Source organism: Arthrobacter sp. E1SS-5 (assembly GCF_057073715.1).
Map to the genome: position 1 here is coordinate 1,973,252 of NZ_CP172703.1, position 25,400 is coordinate 1,998,651.

At 64.4% G+C, this 25,400-nt stretch carries 22 protein-coding genes; 13 read left to right on the plus strand and 9 right to left on the minus strand.

The window, feature by feature from the left end; translation table 11 throughout:
• The first annotated feature begins 20 nt into the window (after positions 1–20).
• A complete protein-coding gene (locus tag ACIGJD_RS09135; protein WP_483689234.1) occupies positions 21–1,502 on the plus strand; it encodes a glycoside hydrolase family 43 protein in 1,482 nt (493 codons plus the stop codon).
• Between the two features lie 3 nt (positions 1,503–1,505).
• On the opposite strand, the gene ACIGJD_RS09140 is transcribed toward ACIGJD_RS09135, so the two are convergent.
• Positions 1,506–1,880 carry a CBU_0592 family membrane protein gene (locus tag ACIGJD_RS09140; protein WP_483689460.1) on the minus strand — a complete coding sequence of 125 codons (375 nt, stop codon included), beginning with the start codon at positions 1,878–1,880 and terminating at the stop codon, positions 1,506–1,508.
• Positions 1,881–1,980: 100 nt separating this feature from the next.
• Between ACIGJD_RS09140 and ACIGJD_RS09145 the strand changes: the two genes are divergently transcribed.
• A complete protein-coding gene (locus tag ACIGJD_RS09145) occupies positions 1,981–2,904 on the plus strand; it encodes a LysR family transcriptional regulator (RefSeq protein ID WP_483689235.1) in 924 nt (307 codons plus the stop codon).
• Between the two features lie 10 nt (positions 2,905–2,914).
• Here ACIGJD_RS09145 and ACIGJD_RS09150 read toward each other — a convergent pair whose 3' ends face one another.
• Both ACIGJD_RS09150 and ACIGJD_RS09155 read right to left on the minus strand, forming a co-directional pair.
• On the minus strand, positions 2,915–3,706 hold the full coding sequence (locus tag ACIGJD_RS09150; RefSeq protein WP_483689236.1) for an IclR family transcriptional regulator: 792 nt from the start codon (positions 3,704–3,706) through the stop codon (positions 2,915–2,917).
• A 230-nt stretch (positions 3,707–3,936) separates the two neighbouring features.
• On the minus strand, positions 3,937–4,911 hold the full coding sequence (locus tag ACIGJD_RS09155) for an aldo/keto reductase (protein WP_483689237.1): 975 nt from the start codon (positions 4,909–4,911) through the stop codon (positions 3,937–3,939).
• Positions 4,912–5,549: 638 nt separating this feature from the next.
• On the opposite strand from ACIGJD_RS09155, the gene ACIGJD_RS09160 reads away from it, so the two are divergent.
• From ACIGJD_RS09160 to ACIGJD_RS09180, 5 genes are all read left to right on the plus strand, one after another.
• The gene (locus ACIGJD_RS09160; RefSeq protein WP_483689238.1) at positions 5,550–6,593 is read left to right on the plus strand and encodes an ABC transporter substrate-binding protein; all 1,044 of its coding nucleotides are present in this window, start codon (positions 5,550–5,552) and stop codon (positions 6,591–6,593) included.
• Positions 6,590–7,492: an ABC transporter ATP-binding protein gene (locus ACIGJD_RS09165; RefSeq protein WP_483689239.1), complete on the plus strand. Its 903-nt coding sequence runs from the start codon at positions 6,590–6,592 to the stop codon at positions 7,490–7,492. The genes ACIGJD_RS09160 and ACIGJD_RS09165 overlap by 4 nt, the downstream gene beginning before the upstream one ends.
• Positions 7,492–8,403: an ABC transporter permease gene (locus ACIGJD_RS09170; protein WP_483689240.1), complete on the plus strand. Its 912-nt coding sequence runs from the start codon at positions 7,492–7,494 to the stop codon at positions 8,401–8,403. The genes ACIGJD_RS09165 and ACIGJD_RS09170 overlap by 1 nt, the downstream gene beginning before the upstream one ends.
• A 75-nt stretch (positions 8,404–8,478) precedes the next feature.
• The gene (locus ACIGJD_RS09175; RefSeq protein WP_483689241.1) at positions 8,479–9,429 is read left to right on the plus strand and encodes a TauD/TfdA dioxygenase family protein; all 951 of its coding nucleotides are present in this window, start codon (positions 8,479–8,481) and stop codon (positions 9,427–9,429) included.
• The gene (locus ACIGJD_RS09180) at positions 9,426–10,769 is read left to right on the plus strand and encodes an LLM class flavin-dependent oxidoreductase (RefSeq protein WP_483689242.1); all 1,344 of its coding nucleotides are present in this window, start codon (positions 9,426–9,428) and stop codon (positions 10,767–10,769) included. Before ACIGJD_RS09175 ends, ACIGJD_RS09180 begins: the two co-directional genes overlap by 4 nt.
• Positions 10,770–11,083: 314 nt before the next feature.
• On the opposite strand, the gene istB is transcribed toward ACIGJD_RS09180, so the two are convergent.
• Both istB and istA read right to left on the minus strand, forming a co-directional pair.
• Entirely contained in the window at positions 11,084–11,872 is a 789-nt protein-coding gene (gene istB, locus ACIGJD_RS09185) for an IS21-like element helper ATPase IstB (protein WP_223917531.1), read from the minus strand.
• The gene (gene istA, locus ACIGJD_RS09190) at positions 11,869–13,401 is read right to left on the minus strand and encodes an IS21 family transposase (RefSeq protein WP_483687535.1); all 1,533 of its coding nucleotides are present in this window, start codon (positions 13,399–13,401) and stop codon (positions 11,869–11,871) included. Before istA ends, istB begins: the two co-directional genes overlap by 4 nt.
• A 1,240-nt stretch (positions 13,402–14,641) precedes the next feature.
• Here istA and ACIGJD_RS09195 point away from each other — a divergent pair.
• From ACIGJD_RS09195 to ACIGJD_RS09205, 3 genes are all read left to right on the plus strand, one after another.
• On the plus strand, positions 14,642–15,448 hold the full coding sequence (locus ACIGJD_RS09195) for an amidohydrolase family protein (RefSeq protein ID WP_483689243.1): 807 nt from the start codon (positions 14,642–14,644) through the stop codon (positions 15,446–15,448).
• A gap of 142 nt (positions 15,449–15,590) precedes the next feature.
• Complete coding sequence (locus ACIGJD_RS09200; RefSeq protein WP_483689244.1) at positions 15,591–16,136, plus strand: hypothetical protein; 546 nt, start codon at positions 15,591–15,593, stop codon at positions 16,134–16,136.
• 19 nt (positions 16,137–16,155) lie between these two features.
• Entirely contained in the window at positions 16,156–16,305 is a 150-nt protein-coding gene (locus ACIGJD_RS09205; protein WP_483689245.1) for a hypothetical protein, read from the plus strand.
• On the opposite strand, the gene ACIGJD_RS09210 is transcribed toward ACIGJD_RS09205, so the two are convergent.
• From ACIGJD_RS09210 to ACIGJD_RS09220, 3 genes are all read right to left on the minus strand, one after another.
• A complete protein-coding gene (locus tag ACIGJD_RS09210; RefSeq protein WP_483689461.1) occupies positions 16,302–17,372 on the minus strand; it encodes an alkaline phosphatase family protein in 1,071 nt (356 codons plus the stop codon). The genes ACIGJD_RS09205 and ACIGJD_RS09210 overlap by 4 nt on opposite strands.
• A 128-nt stretch (positions 17,373–17,500) precedes the next feature.
• Positions 17,501–18,754 (minus strand): alkaline phosphatase family protein, encoded by a 1,254-nt coding sequence (locus ACIGJD_RS09215; RefSeq protein ID WP_483689246.1) that lies wholly within the window; start codon positions 18,752–18,754, stop codon positions 17,501–17,503.
• Positions 18,755–18,871: 117 nt separating this feature from the next.
• Positions 18,872–19,891: a DUF6454 family protein gene (locus ACIGJD_RS09220; RefSeq protein ID WP_483689247.1), complete on the minus strand. Its 1,020-nt coding sequence runs from the start codon at positions 19,889–19,891 to the stop codon at positions 18,872–18,874.
• 331 nt (positions 19,892–20,222) lie between these two features.
• On the opposite strand from ACIGJD_RS09220, the gene ACIGJD_RS09225 reads away from it, so the two are divergent.
• Together ACIGJD_RS09225 and ACIGJD_RS09230 are read left to right on the plus strand one after the other, a co-directional pair.
• Positions 20,223–21,743, plus strand: a complete 1,521-nt coding sequence (locus tag ACIGJD_RS09225) for a CehA/McbA family metallohydrolase (protein WP_483689248.1) — start codon at positions 20,223–20,225, stop codon at positions 21,741–21,743.
• Between the two features lie 229 nt (positions 21,744–21,972).
• Positions 21,973–22,857 carry an NAD-dependent epimerase/dehydratase family protein gene (locus ACIGJD_RS09230; protein WP_483689249.1) on the plus strand — a complete coding sequence of 295 codons (885 nt, stop codon included), beginning with the start codon at positions 21,973–21,975 and terminating at the stop codon, positions 22,855–22,857.
• Between the two features lie 37 nt (positions 22,858–22,894).
• Here ACIGJD_RS09230 and ACIGJD_RS09235 read toward each other — a convergent pair whose 3' ends face one another.
• The gene (locus ACIGJD_RS09235; protein ID WP_483689250.1) at positions 22,895–23,956 is read right to left on the minus strand and encodes an Lrp/AsnC family transcriptional regulator; all 1,062 of its coding nucleotides are present in this window, start codon (positions 23,954–23,956) and stop codon (positions 22,895–22,897) included.
• Between the two features lie 152 nt (positions 23,957–24,108).
• Here ACIGJD_RS09235 and ACIGJD_RS09240 point away from each other — a divergent pair, with 152 nt between their 5' ends.
• A complete protein-coding gene (locus ACIGJD_RS09240; protein ID WP_483689251.1) occupies positions 24,109–25,302 on the plus strand; it encodes a M20 metallopeptidase family protein in 1,194 nt (397 codons plus the stop codon).
• Positions 25,303–25,400: the final 98 nt, after the last annotated feature.

Sequence of the window (25,400 nt, forward strand, 5' to 3'; positions counted from 1 at the left end):
CTGCACGGCACGATGGCAGGATGAACTCCAACCCCATCCTTCCGGGCTTCAACCCTGACCCGAGTATCGTCAGCACCCCGGACGGCTACTACTTGGTCACGTCCTCCTTCGAATACCTGCCGGGCCTGCCGGTCTACCACAGCACGGACCTGGAGCGCTGGGAGCTGGTGGGCCGCGTGGCCACGCGGGAGGAACAGGTAGGGATTGCCAACGTCCCCACGCCGGGAGGCGTCTGGGCGCCGACCCTCCGCTACCGGAACGGCGTGTTCTACCTGATCGTCTCGGTGTTCCTTGGCGGCCGGGGCTGTGTGGTGTTCACGGCCACCGATCCCGCCGGGCCATGGAGTGACGGCACCGTCATCGGCGCGGTGGACGGCATCGACCCCGACCTCGCCTGGGATGCGGACGGGACCGCGTACGTGACGTTTGCCCGGCACCATGACGCGATCCAGCAGGTGCGGGTGGACCTCGAGACCGGGGAAGCCCTCGAACAGCCGCGGGCACTGTGGTCCGGCAGCGGGTTGTATCCTCCCGAGGGGCCGCACCTCTACCGGCGCGGTGACTGGTGGTACCTGGTGGCGGCGGAGGGCCGAACGGACCGCGGCCATGCCGTGACGGTGGCCCGCTCGCGGCGCCCGGATGGCCCGTTCGAATCCGCGCCGCACAATCCTGTCCTTACGGCGGCGGGAACCGGTTCGGCCGTCCAGAACACCGGGCACGCAGACCTCGTTGAACTGCCCGACGGCGGAACGGCCATGGTCCTGCTGGGTGTCCGCCCGCTGGGGCTGGCAAAGTCATTCTCACCCTTGGGCCGTGAAACATTCCTGACCGCAGTGGAGTGGGAGGACGGCTGGCCGCACGCGCGGCTTCCCCGGGTGGCAGGTGCCCGGCCGGAGGGACGTGAGTATGACTTCGGCAACGGAACCGGGCTGGAGGACCCGCAATGGATCGGGGTGCGCAGGGTGCCGGCAGAGTTCTCCGGTCCCACCTCCAAGGGGCTCCTGCTCCGGGGTGAAGGCAGCACCATGGGCTCGCCCCGGCCGTGTTTCCTGGCCCAACGCCAGCGCCACCCCGGGATGGAATTCAGGGCGGTGCTCGACGTCACCGCCGGTGCGGGCGGGGTCGCCGTCCGAAACGCCGAGGACAACTGGTTCGGCATGGAAGCCCGCCAGGACGGCGGATGCGTCAGGATCACGGCACGGGCCATCGTCGCAGGCTTTGACCGCACCTGGGAAACAACCATTCCGTCCGGAGACGTTGAACTCGCCATCGTTGCCTGCCCACCGCCGTCGGATTTCAGCGCCGGTGCCGTGGGCGGCGACAGGATCCGCCTCCTGGCGCGCCCTGCCGATGGTGCCATGGACGACGTTCTGCTCACCAAACCCGATGGGAGGCACTGGGCTTTCGAGACCGCCAAAGGCTTCACCGGCCGGGCCTTCGGCGTCTTCGCTGCGGACGGTGAGGTCCTGGTGCGCAGGCTTTCCTATCGCGGTGAGGACTGAACGCTACGCCGCGACGGCGCCTGCCCCGGTCTCGGCCGGGGCAGTGCAGGCAGTCCGCGGTGCTTCGATGGCGGCGAACTGGCCCGTATCCGGCACTCCGGGAAGCTGCACTGCCGGTTCCTCCCGCGCTGCCGGACTGCCGGCCGCACCACGCATACGGAGGAGTGATATGGCGGAAATCAGGAACCAGGCGACGTTCGAGGCAACTGACGGCCATGCCTCGTGAAAGGCCCCGTTCAGGATGAAAGCGCAGGCGCCCACCAGGTTCGCGGTCTGGAAGGCCCTCCCTGCCTTCAGCCACCCCATGGACACCGACAGGAAGGCGCTCAGAATCATCGCTGCGCCCGCCCAGCCGGCTATTTCCCAAACCAGTTCCATCATGCCCCTTCCCAAGTCGTTACCTAACCGCAATTCTGGGGGCCAAAGGAGATGTAGTTCAATTGCATTCTTCTGCAGCCCTGGTTTAGAACTACTTAACATGGATATGGACCCGCGCCGCCTGCTCGTTCTTCTTGCTGTTGCCCGGACGGGCGGCGTGCTCGCGGCCGCCGATGAACTGCGCCTGACGCCCTCCGCGGTGTCCCAGCAAATCACCAAGCTGGAGCGGGAAACCGGGCATGCGCTGATGGTCCGCACTCCAAAGGGCTCAGTGCTGACTCCCGCAGGCCTTGCCATGGCAGAAGCCGGCGAAGAGATTGAACGCGCCCTCAGCGTCGCCCGGACCCGGATGGAGAGCGGAGCCAACATCTCGGGTGTGGTGCGGCTGGGCGGCTTCACCAGCTTTATCCGCACCGTGGTGATTCCCCGGCTGCCCGCGTGGCGGAGCCAGTATCCGCAGCTCCAGATCCGCATCGTGGAGGATGATTTTCCCGCGCTGATGCGGCTGCTCCGGCAACGCCAACTCGACGCCGTGGTGGTGGAACATGACTCAACCACCGCCGGCCAGCATTCACTAGGGGCAGGAATGACCGAGGAACCACTGCTGGATGAACCGTGGAGGTTGGCGGTGCCCACCGGAGCACTGCTTAGCACTGAAAGCGTGGACCTCGGCCGGCTGCCGCTTCCCTGGCTCGGGGTGGATTCTGCAGCCGCCAACTCCGCTGTCCTGGGGCGGCTGCGCCATTCGACAGGCGCCAACATGGAGACGGCCCACCAGTACCAGGAGACCCTGACGGCACTCGCCCTGGTGGCTGCCGGCGAAGGGGTTGCCATCCTGCCCACCCTGGCCCTGGCCGGAGTGGCACATGAAGGGGTGGACATCCTGGACGTTCCGGGGCTGGGGACACGGCGGATCGTCCTGCGGCGGTTCGACGGGCGCCGGCGTTCCAGCACGCCCGTGGACACCGTTGCACGTCTCCTGCGCGAATCCGCGGCGGCGTTCGACACGCGGTCGGCGTCCTGACCGGCGGGGCCTACCCCTGGAAGTGCGTCCGAATACCCGCGCTGGCCTGCGCCTGGAAGCCCAGGTTCCTGGACACGGCCCGGGCGGCGGCACGCACTGCCGGAGCCAGGACATTCGGGGGAGTGGATCCGTCCGGAACCACGATGGACAGCGACGCCACTACGGCCCCCTGCGCGTCGAAGATCGGGGAGGCCACCGATACGGTCCGGGACGGCAGGCTGCGGCGGATCATGGCGGTGCCGGTGCGCCGTACGTCGGAGAGCGTCCGCCGCAGCTGCCCTTCAGGCGTCTCGGAGACACCGGGCTCGTTCTCCGGCGGCCGCTTCAGGATGGTCTCCTGGAACTGCTGGTCCGCGCCGGCCAGCAGCACCAGGCCGATGGCCGTTGACCGCAGCGGCGCCCGGCCGCCCACGCGGTACGCAACCTCGGTGGCGTCCCTGGCCGACAGCCGCTCGATCAGCACCGCCTCCTCGTTGTCCCGCACCGCCAGCAGGACGTGGTGCCGGGTGACCTCGAACAGGTCCTCAAGGTAGGGGAGGGCGATCTCCCGCACCCCGTGTCCGCGCGGCGACAGGGATGCAACCTCCCATAGGCGGACCCCCACGACGTACCTGCCGTCGTCGAGCCTTTCCAACGCGCCCCAGGCCACCAGCCGCGCGATCAGGCGCAGGGCAGTGGGTGCGGGCATGCCCGCATGCCGGGCGAGTTCCGAGAGGGTCAGCGCGCGCCGCCGGTCCGAGAAGACGGCCAGCAGGCTCAGCGCCCGGTCTATGAAAGCCGGACGTTCCTGGCTGGCGGTCAATGGTCGGTGGACCTGCCGGGCGACGTTCTGTTCACGCCTCCTGCGTATCCAGGGACGATCACGACACGCTGGACGATCACGGCTGGGGTCGATTCGGCATCCATGAGGCAGCCCGCAGCGACCCCGGTAAGCCATCCGCGCAGGTGTCCACGTGGTTCCCGCGGTTTCCAGGCAACCAGGGCTCGCGGTTCGTGGGGAGCCGCGGCGAGGCGCGTTCCTTTACCGTGAGATCAATATCCCGCGATTTCGTGCGGAACGTACGGATTTTCAAGTTCTGACTTTTCCTCCGCTGTGAGCGTTAGCTCGAGAGAGGCCACAGCGTCGTGGAGATGTTGTGGCTTGCTCGCGCCGACGATAGGCGCGCTGACCACACTGTTGGAGCGGACCCAAGCCAGGGCCACTTGGGCGCGCGGCACCCCCCGGCGTTCGGCAATAACGCGTACGGCGTCGGCGACTGCCCGGTCGCTGCTCTCGGCGCTGTAGAGCGTCTTACCGAACTCGTCCTTTTCCGAACGGTTGGTTTTCTCGTCCCAGTCCCGGGTAAGTTTGCCGCGGGCCAGCGGACTCCAGGGCAGGACTCCGATCTTTTGGTCGGCGCAGAGGGGGAACATTTCCCGTTCCTCCTCCCGGTATACGAGGTTGTAGTGGTCCTGCATTGTCACAAAGCGGGTCCACCCATTGATCTGCTGCAGGTACAGAGCCTTGCTGAATTGCCATGCGGCCATCGATGAGGCTCCGATGTAGCGGACTCTGCCGGACTTGACGACGTCGTGCAGGGCTTCAAGCGTTTCCTCGATGGGGGTGGCCGGATCCCAACGGTGAATCTGGTACAGATCCACATAGTCCGTCCCCAACCGGGTCAGGCTGGCGTCGAGCTCCGCGAAGATGGCCTTGCGCGAGAGTCCCCTTCCGTTCGGGCCGGGTCGCATCACGCCGTGGACCTTAGTGGCAATCACGATTTCCTCGCGACGGGTGAACTCGGCCAGCGCCCTGCCCACGATCTCCTCGCTGGAGCCGTTGGAGTAGACGTTCGCGGTGTCGAAGAAATTGATGCCGGCATCCACGGCCTGGCGGATCAGCGGCCGGCTCTCACTTTCAGGCAGCGTCCACGGATGGGGGCCCCGCGCGGGATCCCCATAGGTCATGCATCCCAGTGCCAGGGGCGAGATGTCCATGCCCGTGTTGCCGAGCTTTATGTAATCCATGTTCGTCCTCCGCCTTGCAGTCCCGGGCGCAGCTGCAACCCCTGCCCCCACGCTATGTGAAGAACAGCCCCTTGTGGGCGGGCGTCCGCATGGCGACACGGGCGATCCGACTGTCCCGTTCTCGCAGGCATTCGCCGCTCCTGCTGGAATCTTCCGCAACGTGCTTCTCGTGGAGCACCCGACACCTGAGGCGGACGTGATTCCCAGGCAAGTGTCGTAACAAGGCCTGGACTTTTAAAGAAACTTTTTGGCCTGCCGTTAGTGATGGCCGCCGCGCGCATAGTCGCCAGGCCGGCCCTCCATGCTGGCCTGACCACAACTGACTGGGAAAACATCAGAAGCCAGCGCGTATCGCGGCTGGTTGCGTGTCTCATGGAGACGCTGAACGACGGCGTACCGGTGGGTAGATGTCGCGAGGTTGCGCTGCCTTGCCCTGGATTGCGCTACTTTCCGCAGCGAGGCGTTGTGTGTCGACTTTGCCCTGTGCGACGCCATATGAGGGGCCGGTTACTCCCGGTTTCCCCGCATGAATACCGCCCTTCTGCGCTGGATTCATCTCTGCTTCCATGGTGGACACACCAGCCGACCGGGCAAGCCCAGCCCGCACAATCCACCCCAGACGCTCAGGAAGTCCCTTAATGAAAAACACGTCCCTCTCCCGAAGAACCTTCTCCGTCCTTGGCGTGGCCGCGTCTATGTCCACCGTCTCCTTGGTACTGACCGGCTGCGGAGGCCAAGCGACCGCGCAGGGCGGTTCCGGAGCCCCCGAGGTCACGGAACTGCGCTACGAAGGCTCGGCCAACAGCGTCAGCCTTCCCGAGCTAGCCGAGGACCTTGGCTACTTCGGGAATGTGAAGCTGAACTGGGTGGGAAACACCATCAGCGGCCCGGCCAGCATCCAATCGGCCGCCACTGGCGCCACCGATTTCGGCGGCGCGTTCTCCGGCGCGGTGGTCAAGCTCATCGAGGCAGGCGCCCCTGTAACGGCCGTCATTAACTACTACGGGGAAGACGAGAAGACGTTCAACGGCTTCTACGTCAAGGACGACAGTCCTATCCGCACCCCGCGGGATCTCCTCGGCAAGAAGGTGGCCGTCAACACCCTGGGTGCACACTCCGACGCCGTCCTGAACAGCTACCTGAAAAAGAACGGCCTGAGCCAGGACGAAATTGAACAGGTGCAGCTCGTCGTGGTTCCCCCCAACGACACGGAGGAAGCCATCCGCCGCGGCCAGGTGGACGTCGGAGTCCTTGGCGGCGTCCTGCAGGACAACGCCGTCGCCAAGGGCGGCCTTCGTTCCCTGTTCAACGATTACCAGCTGTTCGGAACGTTCGCGGGTGGCCAGTACGTCCTGCGTAAAGACTTCATCCAGCGAAACCCCGAGACCACGAAGATCTTTACCACCGGCGTCGCCAAAGCCATCGAATGGGAGCGCACCACACCCCGTGACGAGGTAATCGCCCGCTTCACCAGCATCATCGAGAAGCGCCAGCGTAATGAAAGCACCGCGGCCTTGAAGTACTGGAAGAGCGTAGGAGTACCGGCCAAGGGAGCCATTACCGACCAGGACTTCAGCCGCTGGTCCGAGTGGCTGAAGGACACCGGCATCGTCACCGGTGACATCACCCCGTCCAAGTACTACACCAACGAATACAACGGATTGCTAAAGGCCTCATCATGACGCAGACTTCCGCACCCAAAATCAGCCTCCAGAACGTCGGGAAAACCTTCACCGTCAGGCCCACCAAGGAGGCCCCGCTCGGATCAACACTCACCGCCCTGGACGGGATCACCCTTGATGTCGCCGCCGGGGAATTCCTCACCCTGGTTGGCCCCAGCGGGTCCGGGAAAACCACTCTCCTGGACCTCCTGGCCGGACTCACCCGGCCAGACACCGGAAAGGTGCTGCTGGACGGCACAGAGGTCACCGGGCCTGGCAAGGATCGGGCCGTCGTCTTCCAGCAATACGCACTGTTTCCCTGGCGCACGGCCGCGGCCAACGTCTCCTTCGGGCTGGAAGGCACAGGACCGGACGGTAAACGGCTCAGTCGCAGGGAACGCACAGAAAAAGCCCGGAGCTATCTTGACCTTGTGGGCCTGGCCGGTTTTGAGGACCGTTACCCCCACGAACTCTCCGGCGGAATGAAGCAGCGCGTGGCAATCGCCAGAAGCCTCGCCTATGAGCCGGACGTCCTGTTGATGGACGAGCCTTTCGCTGCCCTGGATGCCCAGACACGCGAACAGTTGCAGGAGGAGCTGCTGCGGATCTGGCGGACTACCGGGAAGACCATCATCTTCATCACCCACGGCATTGACGAGGCGGTCTACCTGGGCCAGCGCGTCGCTGTGCTCAGCTCGCGGCCGGGCCGCCTCAAGGAGATCGTCCCGATCAACCTTGGAGACAGGACCGGGGGTGGCGATGTCCGGTCCGACGCGGCGTTCGTTGAACACCGACACAAAGTCTGGCAGCTCCTGCACGACGAAGTCCTCAAGGCCCAGCAGGCCGGTCACGCCAAGATCCTCCCCGACGGCACAGCACCCGATGAAGCCCCGCAAGCCACCAGCGGAAAGGCAGCCTGATGAGCGCCCCAACCCTGACTACAGACACTCACCCCACCACTCAGACACCGGCTACTACGCAAACAGCCGACGGCGGGGCTCCCCATAGAAGCCACGCCCCCGCCAAGGGTCTTTCCCAGGTCAAGCGCGTGGGGCTGAACGGGGGCCGTGCCCTGTGGAGGACCGGTGCGGTCCTGCTGTTCCTGCTTCTGTGGGAACTCGGACCCCTCTACCTCGCTCCGGCCTCCACCCGGGTCTTCCTGCCGCCACTGCACGAAGTCCTCGCCGCCCTTGGCGCACTGATCGCCAAAGGCCAACTGCAAAACCACCTCGGAGCCAGCCTTACCCGCTCCGCGTCCGGATTCGGCATCGCCGTGGTTTCCGCCGTCGTACTGGGACTGCTTGTCGCCTGGTACGGAGCCCTTGACCGGTTTCTGAACCCTCTGCTGGAAGTCTTCCGGAATACCGCCGCGCTGGCTCTGCTCCCCGTGTTTACGCTGCTGCTCGGGATCGGCGAAACCTCAAAGATCAGCATCGTGGCCTACGCTGCGTTCTTCCCGGTGCTCCTGAACACCATTGCCGGTGTAAGGACCGTGGACCCCTTGTTGATCAGGGCGGCCCGCTCCCTGGGGCTGTCGAACTTCACGCTCTTCCAGAAAGTCATTCTTCCCTCCGCGGTACCCACCATCTTTACCGGCATCCGAATGGCCGGCACCTCATCGATCCTTGTCCTCATCGCCGCCGAGATGGTCGGGGCAAAGGCTGGCCTGGGCTACCTGATCGTCAACGCACAAAGCAGCTTCCTCATCCCCGACATGTACGCCGGCATCCTGACCGTGTCACTACTCGGATTGGCAGTGAACTATCTGCTGGTCGGCGTCGAACGCCACTTCTCCCGCTGGCGCACCGCCGTCGGCCCCGGGAATGGCTAAAAAACCCCGCAGGCACCATCGCCCCGAACCATAACTGAACCGCAAACGTACCGAACTGTAATGGAAGGAACCATCATGTCCGTCATCACTGAAACCAGGCTTGAGTTCACCAAACTGGGCGCCCGCATCGGCGCTGAGATCCGGGGGCTGGATCTCAGCGCGGATCTCAGCGACGCCACGATCTCCCAGATCCGCGAAGCTCTGAACGAACACAAGGCCCTCGTCTTCCGGGAAGCAAACGTGCTCGACGACGAGGCACAGGTCCGCTTTGCCAGCCGCTTCGGCCCACTCACTAATGCCCACCCCACCGTCGCCTCGGTCGACGGCAAACCGGCGGTGCTTCCGGTGGACAGCGAAAACGGCAGCGCCAACAACTGGCACACTGACGTCACGTTCGTGCTCAACCCGCCCCAGGCCTCCACCCTCCGCAGCATCACCCTGCCTGCCTACGGCGGGGAAACTCTCATTGCGTCCTCGGCCGGCGCCTATCAGGACCTCCCGGATGAACTCCGCAGCTTCGCGGACACGCTCTGGGCGATCCACACCAATGACTACGACTACTCCGTACCCAAGAACCTCGAACACGCAAATGCCGAGGAACGACGCAAGGAATTTACCCGCATCCACTTCGAAACCGCCCACCCGGTGGTCCGGGTCCACCCGCTGACGGGGGAGCGGGGCCTGTTCATCGGCGGATTTGCCCAACGGCTGCGGATCGTGGGGCTGTCCAACACCGAGTCCAAAGACATCCTCCGGCTCCTGCAGGCCTACATCACCCGCCCTGAAAACGTAGTCCGGGTGAACTGGGAACCGAACCAGCTGGTCCTCTTCGACAACCGCATCACCCAGCACTACGCCCCGGACAACTACGATGGACAGCCACGCAAACTGAATCGGGTAACCGTCGCGGGGGACATCCCGGTCGGGGTGGATGGCCGCCACAGCACCGCCATCAAGGGCGACTCGTCCTCCTACTCCGAGACCGTCGTCGTGGACGGGTCCGTGTCGGCAGGGGCGCAGCGATGACCGCCGGGCAGAGGCGGCTGCACCTGAACGCTTTCCTGATGAGCACCGGCCATCATGAGGCGTCATGGCGGCTGCCGGAAAGCAACACCCGTGCAGGGACCGATGTGGCCCATTTCCAGCAACTGGCGCGGACGGCCGAACGCGGGAAACTGGACTCCATCTTCTTTGCAGACTCCCCGGTCCTGCATGGCGACGTCACGCAACGGCCCTACGGGAGCCTGGAACCCACCGTCCTGCTGGCCGCCATAGCGGCCGTCACCGAACGGATCGGACTCATCGCCACCGCATCAACCACGTACAACGAGCCCTACAACCTGGCCCGCCGCTTCGCTTCGTTAGACCAAATCAGCGGCGGCAGGGCCGGATGGAATGTCGTCACCACCGCCGGGGACGCGGCCGCGAAGAACTTCTCCCTGAGCGGTCAGCCAGCCCATGCGGAACGATATGAACGGGCGGCTGAGTTCCTCGACGTCGCAAAGAAGCTCTGGAACAGCTGGGACGATGACGCCATCGTGGCCGACAAGACGGCTGGGGTCTGGGCGGACAACACCCGCGTGCACCAACCGAACCACCACGGCAAGCACTTCCAAGTAGAGGGGGCCCTGGACGTCCCGCGTTCCCTGCAGGGACACCCCGTGATCGTGCAGGCCGGTTCTTCGGAGAACGGCAAGGATTTCGCGGCCCGCTACGCCGAAGCGGTCTTCACCGCGCACCAGACTCTTGCCGACGCCCAAACCTTCTACTCGGACCTGAAGCAACGTACAGCAACAGCCGGCAGGGACCCGGAGGCCATCAAGATCCTGCCCGGCATCGTTCCGGTTATTGCCTCGACGGAACAGGAAGCGCGGCGGCTCGAGCAGGAACTCGACGATCTCATCCTGCCCGAATACGCCCGCAGGCAGCTCGCCGGCGTACTGCGTGTTCCGGCAGAATCACTGAAGCTGGACGAACAATTGCCGGCCGATCTACCGTCCGAAGACCAGATTGAGGGCGCCAAAAGCAGGTCCACGCTGATCGTCAACCTCGCCCGGCGGGAACGCCTTACCGTTCGTCAGCTCATCGGACGGCTGGGTGGCGGCCGCGGGCACCGAACCATCGCTGGCACCCCGGACCAAGTGGCCGAGGCAATACAGGAATGGTTCCACGCCGGCGCCGCGGACGGTTTCAACATCATGCCGCCCGTGCTGCCCTCCGGGCTGGACATCTTCGTGGACCAGGTTGTACCCATCCTGCAGGACCGCGGGCTCTTTCGGCGCGAGTACGCGGGACGAACCCTCCGGGAGCACTTTGGACTAGCCAAACCCGCGGATACATCCACCAGGGTTCCGCTGCTGGTCTAAAACAGGAGGAGAAGAACCCTCCGCCTGTCCGGTAGAAAGCTTCCCGCAAAAATCCCTCCCAACAGTGCACCTCCGAAGGCTGGACTCGACATTACGAGTGCAACCTTCGGAGGTGCAGTTGGCTGGAAGATTCTGCCAGAAGAAGATGAATCTACGTATTCCAGCCCCACCAGCTCCAGTGTCAATGGCCATTGGTTTCTGCCCACGGGCGGCCAGTTAATCGGCCCGCTGGTGGCCAGTAAAGCTGCCCGGTGATGGCCAACAGATCTGCCCACTGAGGGTTGTCGGTGGGGTTGGCCATCGTCGAGGGTTTGTTAGTTCAGTTGGGTGACTCCTTTCCCGGCGAGAGCTTGAGTGAGTCGGATGGAGTCACCGCTGGTTTGGCAGACGTGGGCGTGGTGCAGGAGACGGTCCACGGTTGCCGTGGCCAGGGTTTTGGGCATCAGCTCGTCAAAGCCGGCGGGGTGCAGGTTCGAGCTGATGGCCACGGAGCGTTTCTCGTAGGCGGCGTCCACGACCCGGTAGAGTCCTTCGGCGGCGTCGGTGGCCACCGGGAGAAGGCCGATGTCATCGATCACGACGAGTTCCGCGCGGAGGATCCTGGCCACTGCCCGGGTGACGCTGTCGTCGGTGCGATGCGCACGGATCAGGGCGCCGAGGTCCTCGAGCCTGAACCAAGCAACGCGCATCCCCGCTTCGACGGCTTGCTGGCCGAGCGCTTCGAGGAAGAACGTTTTCCCGGTGCCGGAGGGCCCGCAGACGACCAGGTTCTCGCGTCGGGTGATCCATTCCAGGGTGCGCAGGGCTTGCTGGGTCGGCGCCGGGATCGAGGAGACGGCGGGGTCCCAGACGTCGAAGGTCTTCCCGGTCGGGAAGCCTGCTGCTTTGCGCCGGGTGGCGAGCATGGACCGGGCCCGGCCGGCTGCTTCCTCGGTGAACAGTGCCTTGATGATCTCGGTGGGTTCCCAGCGCTGGGCTCGTGCGGTCGCGATCAGCTCCGGTGCCAGTGCCCGGGCGTGGGGCATCTTCAGTTGCCGCATCAGCGCTTCCAGTTCGGCCGGCAGGGCCGGGGCGGTGGTGTTCGTGGTGGTGACCGGGCTCATCGGCTCTGCTCCTTTGCGGGGGCGCTGGACGGCTCGGCGCCGAGGCCTGCCCAGGCGCTGGTGCCTTGGGTGAGGGACCTGGTTTCGTTAGCGGCGTGGGTGGTGGTGCGGCGGATGTTCGCGTTCAGGATGGAGGGCAGGTCGCCGTGGGCGAACCGGCCGTGCAGCGCGGCGTCTCCCAGGGCACGGTCCACGGACTCGGTCCCGGCGATCTTGGCCAGGGTCACGGCCTCGGCCATTTTCATGTTCATCCGGCCTGTTCCTGCAGCCGCGGCTTCCACGAGCCAGGTCTTGGCGCCGGCGCCGATGGCCAGGAACTCGGCTTCACCGGCGGTGCGTGCCTTCACGGCGTAGTCGCCCGGGGTTCTGGTACTGGTCCCTGGGAAGTGCTCCTCGATGACCGCGGGACTGCCGGGCCTTGCCCGGCCGTGGCGGGCGACTTCGACCGGGCCGGTCGGGCCGTGGTGGACGATGATGACCTGTTCGTCAGGGCCGGTGCCGTGGGAGCGGACGAACACCTTCGCGCCGAGCAAATGCGACGGCACCGAGTACTGGGCGTTCTCGAAGGAGACCATCGGGGTGTTCTCCGGGACTATACGGGCCAGCCCGAACGCGACCGTGTGCGCGGTCTCCGGGATCCGGTGCAGCCGGGCCGCTTCCTCCGCCAAAACCATTGCGGGTTTACGTCGGGTGGCCCGGTGTTCGCGGTTGTTGACCTCGTCCATGAACGCCTCGCAGGCGGCCTCCAGCTCGGCAAAGGAAGCGTAACCGGGCCTCAGGTTCGTGTCGGTGGGCACGAGGTCGGCTTTGGCCAGTTTCACCGACGCTTCGACTCCGCCTTTCGTTGCAGGGTCCGCGGGCTGGCAGGTCAGCACGGTGACCCCGTAGTGCCGGGCGAAGTCCAGGGTCTGCTGGTTCCGCACCGGAACCCCTGCGACATGGGCCGTTGTCACGGTTTTCTCGTTATCGGTCAGCACATACGTTGGTGCCCCGCCCAGAATCCGGAAGCACCGGTCCAATGCGGCGAACACGCTCGGCGCGGTCCGGTCCCGCAACGGGATCACGATCCGGAACCTTGAGAACGCCAGCCAGGCAACGAACAGAATGGTTTTTACGCCGCCGATCCGTGGCCCGTCGCCGAAGTCGTACTGCAGCCACATCCCAGGCTCGGTGATCCACGGCCGGTGCACACGGGTGTGTCCGAGCCGCCACGCGGCCTTGACCTGCGCGATCGCCCGGCGCGTAGACCGCTCCGACCCCCCGTAACCCAGACCGAGCAGCTTCTCGTGGGCCTTATCGGCGCGGATCCGGCCCTTGGACGCCTCCACCCATTCCTCGATCTTAGGCAGGTAAGCGTCCGTGACCCTGGGCCGGGGCGCCGGTTCTGCAATTGGCCGGCCGGCGTCCCGCGCGGCGACGTGCCTGGCTACAGTGTGGTGCGAGCAGCCCGTGAGCTCCGCGGTGGCGCGCAACGATCCGGTCAGATCATAGGCAGCAAGAATTTCCATGATTTCTCCGTCATGCTTCATACAGGGCCTCTTCCTGGGACGACATTTGGTGCGACTAGACACCGTCATCAAATCCCGGGGAGAGGCCCCCGCCGCTTAAGACGCGGCAGGAACAGTTGAGGAAGTGGGCAGATCTCATGGCCACCGCTGGGCAGTTCTACTGGCCATCAGTGGGCAATTACGTGGCCGCCTATGGGCAGTTTTTCATGGCCGCTTACACTCCAGTATGGGCGTACAGTGAACCAAGTCCTGCTGAGCTAAAGCTTGGTGGTGACCTACTCATAAAGCAGGTATGGGATCGAACCCTTGGTATCGAATGCCCCTGCTGTGCGTGCTGCGTCTGCACTTATGGCGCCTGCATCCCCGGGGACCACACCATCCTGCGGTCTGCCGCTGCAAGCGCGAGGAACGGCGAGGATTTGCGGGGCAACAAGGAGCCCGCCTCCCGAAGTGTCGTTCGTCTGCCACCTGGCCAGCGCTAAGTCCTTCTTCACTCACCGCCGTAACTCTGACGGCAGGAGCTACACCCGGCCCACAAAGGACCGGGGCGTGACCTGCCAGTGCCATTGCCACCCCGCCAAACGGGACGCATGAGCCAACAGGACACCATTCCGCGCCAGCCCGGACCACCCGGACCATACGAGACGTACTGGTGCATCTGCTGGTGCCACCGCAACCCAAGAGAGAGACCAACGAAATGACCCAGCCCGAAGATTGGACATGTAGGCACTGCGGCAACATGGTGCTATACCGCATCGACCACAAGCCAACCTGCATCCACTTCCCACACCCGCACACCGAACCCCGCGGGCTGAACTGATAATCGACCGCGGGACCAACCGCAACGGCCACCCTGAACCTGCAAGACAGTACGCGCACATCCAGTACGGCACGGACATGCGGGTATCCGGGGACTGGTGATCACTGCCGGACGTAGCCAAGTATGGCGAATGTGACAAAGCCCGATGACCGGTGGAGGCCTGCCACGGTGCGATGCCGGTGGCGGCGTAAGCCGTCACCGGCATCGGCGAGCGGAAGATAGTGGTAGCTCTTTACATATGCTTGGCTGGGCAACGGTCTGCCCCCTGTCCAGGAGCCCTCTTCCTCAAGCGGGCTCCTGGAGGTTGACGACGCTCGGACGCCGATGGATATGGAACGCAGGAGGTTCAGCTTGGCTCTGGTACCGCAGTCAGACATGGAGATCCGTCCATACCTCGACTCCTTGGGCTTGCCTGGGATTATCGATCTGCATGTGCATTTCATGCCTTCCCAGGTACTGGAAAAGGTGTGGGCGTTCTTTGACCGCGTGGCGGACAGCGGCGCTCCCGCATGGCCCATCACCTATCGCGCATCTGAAGAGGAACGGGTGCGGACACTGAGGGACATGGGAGTGAAGGCTTTCACCACCCTGAATTATGCCCACCGCCCCGGCATGGCGCAGTGGCTCAATGACTACTCGGCGGCATTCGCCTCGAGCCACGCTGACGCCATCCACTCCGCGACGTTCTACCCAGAGCCAGGGGTGGAGGCCGTCGTCGCGGAGAGCTTGAAGCAAGGCGCCCGGATCTTCAAGGTACACATCCAGGTGGGAGGATTCTCACCCTTGGACCCTCGGCTTGCACCGGCCTGGGAGCTCATCGAGGACTCGGGTGCGCCGGTCGTCATCCACTGCGGTAATGGTCCGCACGCCGGCGAATACACCGGACCTGAACCCATCCGCGAACTCATCACGAGGTACCCCGAACTGGTGCTCATCATCGCCCACGCAGGCCTGCCGGAGTACCGGGAGTTCGCCGAGCTTTCCGCGAACAATCCTCACGTCTACCTCGACACCACTATGGTGGGCACCTCCTACATGGAACAGGTCGCCCCGATCCCGCCCGGCTATGTCGACACCCTTGCCGGGCTATCCAACAAAATCGTCTTCGGGACGGATTTTCCTTCGATTCCCTACTCCTACAGCCACCAGATTCAGGTACTCGAAAGCTGGGGACTCGGAAGCCGATGGATGAAGAATGTCCTCTGGCATACACCGCAGGCACTCCTGCGGCTGGACCGTCTGCCTTAAGCTCACCGGATAAGAATGCTGTCCCGCATCTGCTTTCGCGGGTACTCGAAGGGTTGACGGATTTTCTGGACACCCGGGGCCTCTCCTGTCACGATGTGGATGTTGCCGGGCATAGGAGCGTGGCCGGAGACTGTGGGGGGTCATGCTGCGTACTGATTCCGTCCGGCGCAGGCCCGCGCACGGGATGCTCCTGGCTGCTGCGGCGGCCGCCCTGTCCTGTTTCCTCCTGGCCGGGTGCGGCCCCACCCTGACAGGGACAGTCACCGGCGGCAACAGCACCGGGTCCGCTACCAGCACACCGCACAGCGACAGCGACCCCGTCGGCAGGAAGCTGAATCTGCTGGCGACCGACCCCGCCCTGGTCAACCTGCCGGCATGCCTGGCCAGAACCTACGGGCAGCAAACGCCCGCCCATTACGAAACCCCTGGCTTCGGCTACGGCGGCTCCTTCGGCGCCGGGGTGACCGTCACCTTCACCAGCACCGCCAGCCCTGCCGACGTGTACAAAGCCATCGGGGAGAACGCAGCCCGGACCGGCTGGGTAGCCAATGGATCAGACCCGGCAGGCCTGGCCAACAGGTGGGTAAAAACCTACCCGGACGGCACCCCCGCCACCCTCACCCTCAGCAGCGAGGATCCGAACGCGGCGTCGTTGACGCATTCGTATTCCCTGAGCGGCGGAATCTAGGGCGCGCGGCCTGCTGCTTGTGTATGCGCTGTTCCTGGTCCTCAGACTGGCGTTGGTCCTCAACATCGTCTATCTGGTCGCCCTGGCGTTCATGCGCGGGCGGCACGACAACGACTACGGAGCAGTTTCGCTGAAAGTGTTCCCATCCGTTGATGGGCTCCTGCCCTAGCTGGAAGCGTTGTACACGTCGAGTCCGAACCGGTTCAGCCCCGGGGCACCGGCGTAACCAAGGTACGGCATGCCAAACGTGTCCTCGATGCTGGCCAGCAGGCTGTAGTGGTTATAGGGCGTGGTTGACCATGTGCCGCCCCTGGTGAACGGGGACAACACCAGGGCGCCCACCCGTCCGCCGCCCATGCCGGTGATGCCGGGCAGGGCCGCGTTGGGGCCTGGGCCCTCACCACAGCAGGCACTGGCATCCGATTGGGGACCGTCGGATTCGTCGAAGGTAATCACCAGGACCCCGTCCTTTTTGAACGCTGGGGAGGAGGTGATGGCCGGCACCCACTGTTTCAGCCATTCGTCGGCGCTGGCGAGCCCGCCGGGCTGCCCGTCGACGCAGGGCGAGTCGTGCCCGTCGTGGCACAGGTTTGGTGTGATCAGCGAAAGATTTGGTGTGGTGTCAGCCGAGGCGAGGTCCGTCTTCAAGGCGGTCAGGTCGACGTCGTTCGCTGCGCAGTCAGGGGACCCGGTGATCCCGGCGAAGTAAACGAACGGGTTGTGCCGCGCAGCATACTGGTCTCCTACCCTTGCCTTCTGGGTGTCGTCCACTGCGCCCAGCGCAGGGTGCCGGCAGGCCGTACCCATGTCCTCCATGTAGCCCTTCCACGTTTTGCCCGCATCCTTCAACTGGCCTGCGACGGTGGGGACGCTGGCCGGGAAGACGCAGCCGTCGCCAACGGCCTGTCCCGGGCCCGCTGTGCCCGTGCCCACGAACGGTGAGTAGGTCTGGCAGTCGGCCTGCATCTGGGCGTTGGGTCCCTGTCCGGAAATCTGCGCGACGTAGTTGGGCTGGGAGTTGTGTGCTGTGCCGTAATACTGATTGAGCAGGACGCCCTGGCTGCGGAGGGTCTGGGAGAGATAGGGAGCGGACGACGCCGGGCCCCAGGTTTCGTCGTAGCCTTTGTTTTCGAGGTTGATCACAAAGACGTGGTTGGCTCCGGGCAGGTAGCCCGGGTTTGAAGCGGGCGCCGCGACAGCGGCACTGCCGGGGGACCGCGTTGTGGACACTTGCATGCCGTACGTGAGGCATGCTGCTGCGAGCATTGCCAGTGCGAGGAAAGCAATGCGTGGTATAGCGCGGCGACGCGTCGTGGATCGTTCGAAGACGGCGGATGATGCTCGAGGTGTGGGTGTGCTGGGGTTCACGGGAGTTTCCATCCATCGGCGAGGGCTTTGTCTCTGAGTCCGGACCATTCCTCGGCTTCCGGCGGACCGCCCGGGGTGCATGCCGGCCCGGCCACGAAGGGCGGGACGAGGTAGGTGGGAGCAGCGAGGTCGGGTGGCGCGCTGAAGTCCAGGACTTCAGCGATGTTCCGCGCGGTCTGGTCCCGGGGAGTGAGGGGCGCCAGGTTCCAGCGCCATTCGATGGCCTTCAGGACCGAGGTGTGGTCGTAGATGTCGTGGGCGACATAGCGGCGCCGGGCGAGGGGTGAGACCACCAGGGAGGGAACGCGGAAGCCGCGCAGTGCGGTGTCCGGTGCGCTTGTCGGTGCTACGTGGTCGTAGAAGCCGCCCCACTCGTCGTAGTTGACCACCAACAGCGTGTTGGCCCACCCGGCACCGGAAGTGACTGCGTTGTATACCTCGGCCAGGAATGTCTCCCCGGAGCGGATGTCGGCGTGGGGGTGGTCGTCCCCGGAGGTGCCGGAGCCCTCGTCGGTGAACCGGGGGTCGACAAAGGACACGGAAGGCAGGGTTCCGGCGCTGGCGTCCGAAAGGAAGTCGGCGTAAGGGTGCGAGATGCCCAGGTACTTCGTGCCCCAGAGTGCCGTGAATGGGATGTCCCCGTAGTAGTACTTGCCGGATACGCCGGCTGCGCCGAGCCGGTCCCAAATGGTTGGAAGCGTGCTGGTGGCGGTGGAGTTGTGGATGCGGTCGGTGGCCGCTGCGTGCTGGTAAAAGCGGTTGGGATAGGTCTCGGCCATGGTCGCTGCGAAGTACCGGTCGCAGACGGTCCAGTCCGGACCGGCCTGACGCCAGAAATCCAGGTCGGTCGAGTCGTAGTACCCAACGGCGAACCCGTCATTTTCCCCGGCGCGGAGCCAGCCGTCATTTTTACCGTTGTTGTACTGGATCCTGCCTCCTTCATAGGAGTGGTCCGGGTCGGGGTGTCCGCAGCCCTGGAAGTCCGTCAGGTGATGTGTGGAGTGCGGGATGCCGTAGCGGTCGGTATAGCCAAGACCGCCCTGCTTCCCGTCCGCACCCGGCATCCAGCCCAAAAAGTGGTCAAAGGAGCGGTTCTCCATCATGACCACAATGATGTGGTCGATGCCGGACGCGTCCGGGGCCGGCAAAGCCGGGGTGCTGGCGGACGCTGCGTTGAGGGTACCCCCGCCGGCCACGGCGGCGGCAGCTGTACCTGCCACCCCAAAGAAGTTGCGCCTGGAAAAATTCATGTCGGTTCCTTTGTTGTCGTGACCTCTACCTGCAATGTCCCCGAGCCTCGCCCGGCCGGGGCCGCAAGTGTTCCCTCGGAGTTTGGGGTACCGCGGGAGCGTCCAGTCACGTGGGTGTTACCTGGCGGGGGTGACGTCGGCCTCGTAGGTGAGGATTTCGGTGCCGTTGCCTTCGTCGCCGTTATCGGGTGCGACCTTCATGGTGAGGTGGCTGCCGGCGGCGGTCATCTTGAACGGGTTGCGGGTGGCAACGTGCCCGGCAGTTGACCACTTCTGGAACGGCACATCGCGGATAACCTCTTTTGACGTGAGGTCGATCATGGCCATGCCGCCAAGCTCATAGGTGGCCGCGGTGCCGCCGGCCGCCGGCGTCTGCGGGAGGTTGGTAACCCCGGCGCAGAGCATCTTGGCGTTGGGCACGTATTGGCAGTCCTGGTAGTCGATGAAGTAGTTGGGGTTTTCCCACGTGGACAGTTCCTTGCCCTGGAGGTCCCACTCTGCGAATCGGCGCGAGCCCCAGGTGTTGCCGACCAGGTGGCCGGTCTGTTTGTCGAAGACTATGCCGCCAAAGTGGTCCTTGGCCTCGAACTGCTTGCGGACGTCAAGGGTGGCTGCGTCAACCTTGTAGATGATTGTGCTGCTGTCAGGCCGGTACTGGGCGACGGGAACCCACACATTGGTACCGTCGAAGTCGATGCCCCCGGGGTGGTACATGTCGCCCTCGCCGAGGGTGATGTCCTTTTGCAGGTTGCCTGCCTTGTCCATGACGAACAGGTGGCCGATGCCCTTGCCGGGGGTTCGGTCGTAACCGCCCTGGGGCGAGGGAAACTTTGTGGTCGGCTCGAGGATCTGGACCGCGGAGAGGAAGATGTGGTCCTGGCTGTAGGCGATGCCCTCTGTATGGAAAGTGGGGAAATTCAGTTTCAGCTTGGAAGTCTGCTGCCAGTCCGTGTTGCGGGTAACGGCATTGAAGTCGTCCGCCAGGTCGGTGTCCGGGGTGTGATGCCCGGACCCGCTGTAATTCTGGATTTCGCTGCGGCCGTCGGCCTGCGCGGCAGTGGTGCCCGCGACGGCACCAGCCAGCAGGACAAGGGTCGCGCCGGTCGTGAGCACGCGTCGGGCGATGGATTTTCCCATGGGGGCCTCATTTAAGGTTGGGGTCTTTAAGTGCTCTCCATAGTTACTGCCGAGTAATTAACCGCGGGCTGCGTCGTGATGAACGGGACATGGCGAAACGGGAGTGCCGGTTGTCGGCAGTTAACGGTCAGATTCCTGGTCCAGGGAACATGCACACCCCTTCGCTGAGCGCGCCCTTCGGACTTTTGCCGGGTGGAAGTGCCAGCCGGGTCCCAATTAATCCTTGCGGTTCAGGTTCCGTTCATTGTCCCGGCGCCGCGGGTTAAGTCCGCATGATGAGACTCGAGCGGTGACTTCACCATGTAAAGCCCATGAGGGCGAAAGTGTTTCCTTGTCTGCTTCCCGCCGCGGATTCCTGGCCGCGGCCCTGGCCGGTGCTGCGGTGACGTTGGCGCCGATGTCGTTTGCGGCCGCAGATACGGGCACCAGCAAGACCCGGACCATTACCGGCCATTTGGATCCTGGCGCCGCTGACTTTGTGTACCTCCCGGTGCAGGTGCCTGCCGGCGTCAACAAGATCAGCGTTTCCTATAGCTACAGCAAGCCCTCGGTCACCCCGGGGCTGCTTTCCAATTCCTGCGACATCGGCATCTTCGATGAGAAGGGCACCGACCTGGCGGGCAGGGGTTTTCGCGGCTGGTCCGGCGGATTCCGTACCGAATTCTTCATTAGTGCCGCCGAGGCCACGCCAGGTTATCTTCCAGGTCCTGTCGGCAAGGGCACCTGGAACATCGCGCTGGGGCCCTACCAGGTGGCCGAGCAAGGCATGGACTACACCGTGAACGTAACTCTCGACTACGGGCCCGACGGAAAACCGTTCCAGCCGCAGTACCCTCCGAAGCAGGTCAACGGCCGGGGAGCCGGGTGGTATCGGGGCGATGCCCACCTGCACACCATCTACTCTGACGGCAAGCGCACCCCGGCCGAGGTCGCAGCGGGAGCGCGTGCGGCGAAGCTCGATTTTATGATCAGCACGGACCACAACACACCGGCCTCCCATGGTGTCTGGGGTCCGCTGGCCGGTGATGACCTGCTCATTCTCACAGGCGAGGAAGTCACCACCCGCAACGGCCACTACCTGGCTCTCGGCGTTGAACCGGGGGACTGGATCGACTGGCGTTACCGGGCCCGGGACAAGGGCTTTGAACAGGAGGCCCAGCACATTCACGCCTCCGGCGGCCTCGTCGTCCCGGCCCACCCTTACTGCCCGTATGTCGCGTGCCGCTGGAAGTTCGGCTATGACGACGCCGACGCCGTCGAAGTGTGGACGGGTCCGTGGACCGCGGACGACGAATACGCGATCAATACCTGGGACGGCATGCTCGCCCATTCCCTGCGCACGGGGTCACGCTGGGTTCCGGCCATGGGCAACAGCGACGCCCACAGCGCGCCCCAGGTCATCGGCCTGCCGCACAACGTCGTCAACGCCGCCGCGCTCTCCCATGACGCGGTGCTGGACGGGCTTCGAAACGGCCGCAGCTGGATCGCCGAATCGGCCGACATCACCCTGGAGCTCACCGTCTCCGCAGGCGGACGCAAGGCTGGTGTCGGGGAGCGTTTGGACGTCGCCCCCGATGCGCAGGTTACGGTCAGTGTTGATGTCTCCGGCGTTCCGAACGGGGTGCTCCGGATCATCACCGATGAGGGCCAGACTCAACAGGTTATCCTCCCCGCCTCGGGCCAGGGCAGCCACAAGTGGATCACCACGGCGCAGCTCTCCGCGTATGTGCGTGTTGAGGTGCGTCACCCGATGGCGGACGGGACGCCCAGCAACGGTACCAACATGGGCACCACGCTGCTGCTCGGCCCCATGGCAGCTCTCACCAACCCGATCTTCCTCGGAAAGAACTAGCGGGCCAGTTTGACAGCAACCCGGGCAGGCGCCTCCCAATGCCGGCCCGGGTTCTGGCCGCTTCTGGTGTGCCGCGGCATTGACCCTGACTCATTCCCCTGCATATAGTTCAAGGTAAAAACTAAAAGGGTGCCTTTGGGGTCTTTCAGTGTTGCCGGGGACGCGCCGCCTGAAACCTCCGGGTACGTGCCCACTTTGAGTCAGCGCAGCGATACCGCTAGGAGACATCATGAAGGTCCTCATCACTGGTGCCCATGGAAAGGTCGGTCGGGCCGCTACCCAGGCAATGATCGATGCCGGGCATGAGGTGCTCACCACCGACCTCACGCGTCCCGGCTTCGAGCGCAAGCCCGAAGGCACGCCGAAGTACATGATGGCCGATCTCACCGACGCTGGGGAAGCCTACTCGGTCGTCCGCGGAGTGGATGCGGTGGTGCACGTTGCGGCAATCCCGGAACCCACAGGTCATCCGCCCCACGTCGTATTCCAGACCAATCTCATGGCGACCTTCAACGTTCTTGAGGCCGCCATTCGATTCGGCGTAAAGCGGTTCGTTTACATCTCCAGTGAGACTGTCCCCGGGTTCTTCTTTCCCGAGCGCGATTTCCTCCCCGAGTACGCACCTGTTGACGAGGAGCACCCGATCCACCCGCAGGACCCCTACGCTCTTTCCAAGCACTTCGGCGAGCAGCTCATGGACGCCGCAATCGCCCGCTCTGACATCCAGTGCATCTCGATTCGGCCCAGCTGGGTGCAGTTCGAAGGCAACTACGAGACAAATCTCGGACCCCAGGTCCGGGATGCGTCCGTCCTCAGCCCCAATCTATGGAGCTACGTCGACGTCTACGACCTCGCCGACGCCATCGTGTTGGCCGCCGAGTCGGACCTCCCCGGACATGAGGTCTTTTACATTGCTTCCCCGGATAATGTGGGTGGCTATGACTTCGCTGAGATCCTGAGCAGGTACTACGGAGACAAGATCGAATTACGTGGCCTTGATCGGACAGATGCTTCGGGCATTTCCAGCGCAAAAGCCCAACGAATGCTGGGTTGGACGCCCAAACGGTCCTGGCGGGACTACCTCGACGTCGAGGGACACATGATCACCCGCTAACCGTCCCAGCGGGTAGGTCGTGCCCTGCGGATGAACGTCACCATGGAGAAATCGGAACTGTTCCGACGCGCCGCCCCTCGCTATCGCTCAGATGCCCCATCCGCTTGGGCGTGCTCAGCGCGACCATCCTGTCCAGCACCGTCAGCGATGGAAAGCTGTTGCTCGTCCTCGCCTCCAGCCGTTGCAGCTCTCCGAGGTCGCGCACCCAGAAAGTCGAGTAGATGTTGGCCGCGCCGGTCACAGCGGCAACGAAGCGGCACTCCGGCCAGGCGGCGAGGCCCTGGCAGATCCGGTCCAGGTCCGCGGCGGGCGCCTGTGCCAACAGCGACGCCTGGATGGGCCATCCCGCCAGGGGGTGGGCTATTTCACAGCGGAATGCGACAATCCCGGAGGACATGAGCCTGCCCAGGCGGCGTCTGGCGGTCGCCGTACTTGTTCCCGTCAACCCGGACAGCTCGGCCCAGCTTAGCCGCCCATCGTGAGCCAAGTGTTGCAGCAAAGAGCGATCCAACCCGTCAAGATCGATGGCGTGCTGGCCCCGGGGGAGGGACATCGTGCCCTTTGCCAGCACGCTAAGCTGCCCCTGGTCCAGGGACCGCAGCCTCCACCGGCTGCCTTCCAGGTACAACGACGTCGTCAACAGGACGGAGACGGCAGAGATGCCCCGTACCCCGTAGACCTTGCCTGTGAGGAAGCGGTCCAGTTCCCTGAGGTCGCGGGTCAGCACGTCGCAGTTGATGTCGTGGCCTCCCGTGGCCACCTCAATGGTGGCCGCTTCCGGGCATCGTGCCAGTTCCTCCACCACATGGGATCGTTCCCGCGGATCGGAGCGGATCATGACGTAGGCGATGCACCGGCTGCGGCTGAATTCCCGGCCGAAAGAGGCAGTTACCCAGGCGAGGCCTGCGGACGACAACCGGTCCCAGCGACGTGCCAGTGTGGTCGCGGTGCTCCCCAGCGGCCGGGCAAGATCGACCCAACTTGCCCGCGGCCGCAGTTGCAGTGCATTCACGAGAGCCAGGTCCAGCTCATCCATGTTGGCTGAATCCTGCAAAGTGGGCTGCTCAATGTCGGATTCTTTCAATTCTGGCGGCCGCATGCACCAAGTGTCACATATTTAACAAAGCCCCCGTCGGCTTTCCCGTTTCCGCTCACCGGAACGCGGGATTGCCGTCGAAACGACCCTGAACCCTTGAAAGTTTGGTTGCTTTGACCGTCTCTGAAACCCGATCAACGTCCCGCGCACAGGAAATGGCCTCACGGATTGCGGGCGACCTGTCCGGCTTTCGGCGTGAGCTGCACCGTATTCCGGAACTGGGCAACGACCTTCCACTCACCCAGAAAAGGGTGCTGGCTGAGCTCGACGGCCTTGGGCTCGAAATCACCACCGGAAAGAAGCTTTCCTCCATCACAGCGGTCTTGCGCGGAGAGGGCCGCCCGGTCAATGGACCCAAGCCCGTCGTCTTGTTGCGTGCCGATATGGACGCCCTTCCGGTCGCGGAAGAGAACGATCTGGCCTATAAATCGACTCACGAGGGGCTAATGCATGCGTGTGGCCACGACATGCATACGGCCGGGCTGTTGGGCGCCGTCCGTATTCTGCACGCGCTCAAGGCGGAACTGGCCGGCGACGTCGTCTTCATGTTCCAGCCGGGCGAAGAAGGACCCGGCGGTGCCCGGCCCATGATTGAAGAAGGCGTATTGACGGCGGCGGGACGGCGCGCGGATGCTGCTTTCGGCCTGCACGTCTTCTCTGCCAGCCAGCCGACCGGCACCTGGTTCGGGCGCCCCGGCCCGCACATGGCCGCCGTCGATGACCTTTCTGTCCGTTTCACAGGGGCAGGTGGACACGGCTCCCAGCCGCATCAGGCCAACGATCCGATCCCGGCCCTGTGCGAGGCGGTGACAGCACTTCAAACCATGGTGACAAGGGCCTTCGACGTGTTCGATCCGGTCGTCCTTACGGTCGGGAAGATCGCTGGCGGGACACGGGAAAACATTATTCCCGACCACGCGGTGTTTGAGGCCACCGTCCGCAGTTTCAGCGCGTCATCGCGGGCGAGCATCAAGGAAAGAAGCGTCCGGCTGATCGAGGGGATTGCCGCCGCCCACGGGCTGCAGGCCTCCGTCGACTACCAGGAGCTGTACCCAGCTACCGTGAACGCCCCCGATGAGTACGACCTCGCCCGTCGGACCATTGTGGATCTGTTTGGTGAAGACCGTTACCGGGCCATGGCGAATCCGATGCCCGGGGCAGAGGATTTTTCCTTCATCGCCAACGAGGTGCCCAGCGCCTTCCTGTTCCTGAGCGCCTGCGCCCACCAGGACCCTGCCCTTGCAGGATCCAACCACTCGCCGCTGGCACTCTTTGATGACGCCGTGCTCCCTGACGCAGCTTCGTGGCTGGCGGAAGTGGCCATCCGTCGCATCAACCAAGGAGCCTAGGGGCAGCTTCATGGGGCTGTTGACCGTAAAGGTCTCCCGGTAACCCGGTTCCCACCTGTCCGCCGTTTTCGCAGTTCCCAGAGATAAAGGTAGCTAAG

Bases quoted from the DNA above. Each gene is read 5' to 3' on its own strand.
- ACIGJD_RS09135 (WP_483689234.1), top strand. From the start codon at position 21: ATGAACTCCAACCCCATCCTTCCGGGCTTCAACCCTGACCCGAGTATC.
- ACIGJD_RS09140 (WP_483689460.1), bottom strand. From the start codon at position 1,880: ATGGAACTGGTTTGGGAAATAGCCGGCTGGGCGGGCGCAGCGATGATT.
- ACIGJD_RS09145 (WP_483689235.1), top strand. From the start codon at position 1,981: ATGGATATGGACCCGCGCCGCCTGCTCGTTCTTCTTGCTGTTGCCCGG.
- ACIGJD_RS09155 (WP_483689237.1), bottom strand. From the start codon at position 4,911: ATGGATTACATAAAGCTCGGCAACACGGGCATGGACATCTCGCCCCTG.
- ACIGJD_RS09160 (WP_483689238.1), top strand. From the start codon at position 5,550: ATGAAAAACACGTCCCTCTCCCGAAGAACCTTCTCCGTCCTTGGCGTG.
- ACIGJD_RS09165 (WP_483689239.1), top strand. From the start codon at position 6,590: ATGACGCAGACTTCCGCACCCAAAATCAGCCTCCAGAACGTCGGGAAA.
- ACIGJD_RS09170 (WP_483689240.1), top strand. From the start codon at position 7,492: ATGAGCGCCCCAACCCTGACTACAGACACTCACCCCACCACTCAGACA.
- ACIGJD_RS09175 (WP_483689241.1), top strand. From the start codon at position 8,479: ATGTCCGTCATCACTGAAACCAGGCTTGAGTTCACCAAACTGGGCGCC.
- ACIGJD_RS09180 (WP_483689242.1), top strand. From the start codon at position 9,426: ATGACCGCCGGGCAGAGGCGGCTGCACCTGAACGCTTTCCTGATGAGC.
- istB (WP_223917531.1), bottom strand. From the start codon at position 11,872: ATGAGCCCGGTCACCACCACGAACACCACCGCCCCGGCCCTGCCGGCC.
- istA (WP_483687535.1), bottom strand. From the start codon at position 13,401: ATGAAGCATGACGGAGAAATCATGGAAATTCTTGCTGCCTATGATCTG.
- ACIGJD_RS09195 (WP_483689243.1), top strand. From the start codon at position 14,642: ATGCCTTCCCAGGTACTGGAAAAGGTGTGGGCGTTCTTTGACCGCGTG.
- ACIGJD_RS09200 (WP_483689244.1), top strand. From the start codon at position 15,591: ATGCTGCGTACTGATTCCGTCCGGCGCAGGCCCGCGCACGGGATGCTC.
- ACIGJD_RS09210 (WP_483689461.1), bottom strand. From the start codon at position 17,372: ATGCAAGTGTCCACAACGCGGTCCCCCGGCAGTGCCGCTGTCGCGGCG.
- ACIGJD_RS09215 (WP_483689246.1), bottom strand. From the start codon at position 18,754: ATGAATTTTTCCAGGCGCAACTTCTTTGGGGTGGCAGGTACAGCTGCC.
- ACIGJD_RS09220 (WP_483689247.1), bottom strand. From the start codon at position 19,891: ATGGGAAAATCCATCGCCCGACGCGTGCTCACGACCGGCGCGACCCTT.
- ACIGJD_RS09230 (WP_483689249.1), top strand. From the start codon at position 21,973: ATGAAGGTCCTCATCACTGGTGCCCATGGAAAGGTCGGTCGGGCCGCT.
- ACIGJD_RS09235 (WP_483689250.1), bottom strand. From the start codon at position 23,956: ATGCGGCCGCCAGAATTGAAAGAATCCGACATTGAGCAGCCCACTTTG.
- ACIGJD_RS09240 (WP_483689251.1), top strand. From the start codon at position 24,109: ATGGCCTCACGGATTGCGGGCGACCTGTCCGGCTTTCGGCGTGAGCTG.